The sequence below is a fragment of the Oleiphilus sp. HI0061 genome (assembly GCF_001635675.1).
The window spans coordinates 1-931 of sequence record NZ_LWFE01001391.1 but is presented as its reverse complement, the minus strand read 5'-3'; the positions used below and the strand labels follow the sequence as shown (position 1 = coordinate 931).

Here is a 931-nt window from a genome sequence, read left to right as displayed (position 1 = left end):
TAGCGACGATCTGTCCGCGACCTTCAGATACGGGTTGATCGTCATCATTCCAAAGCTGAATTTCTGTATCAGAAAGAGGTGTCCCAACTGTGCCTATTTCTTCATTGCCAGGTTCATTAAGGCAGAGGACCGGAGATGTTTCTGATAACCCATAGCCTTCAGAAATACTGCAGCCTGTTACATCTTTCCATATTTCACTGGCATTAGAGGTTAAGGCAGTTCCACCCGAGACGGTCAATCGCAGTGCTGAAAAATCTAGCGCTTTAAATTCTTCCTGCATACAAAGACCGACGAAGAGAGTGTTGATCCCTGATATGCCGGTAAATTCGAAAGGTTTGATGGCATTAATAAAGGCGTTAAGATCCCTAGGGTTAGGAATGAGTACATTGAGATTGCCTTTGCTCGCAAACATAATCATATTCACTGTAAAGGCATAGATATGGTAGAGGGGTAATGGGCACACAAATATCTCTTGCCCTTCTCTACACCCTGTAGCAAGTCTATCCAAACATTGTTTAGCATTACTTATGACATTTCGGTGGCTTAAACAAGCACCTTTAGAAACGCCAGTTGTGCCTCCAGTGTACTGGAGCATACATAAATCATCTGGGCCAATATCTTTACGGGCTTGCAATTTAGCCTGATCAAAATCATTGAGGATTTGGCTAAAAGAGTGGCAACCCTCTGGAGCAGGCGTCGGGGAGTCGCTTAGTAAATCCGCAGCACCTGNTGAAATCACTAGCTCCAGCGCCGTATCACCCTTGATTTTTTCTAAGTTGGGCAACAGGTCTTCTAGAATAATTATCGCCTTGGCACCTGAATCTGAGAATTGATGCTGCATTTCTCTAGGCGTGTAAAGAGGGTTTGTGTTTACCACGACTAAACCAGCACGCAACGCGGCGTAAGCAGCAATTGGGTACTGGCTTAGATT

Annotated in this window: 1 protein-coding gene; it reads right to left on the bottom strand. The window is 44.7% G+C overall.

All coding sequences use genetic code 11. From position 1 onward, the window contains the following. Positions 1–931 (bottom strand): AMP-binding protein (locus tag A3735_RS21900; RefSeq protein WP_156499819.1); only part of this gene is annotated, 931 nt, incomplete at both ends.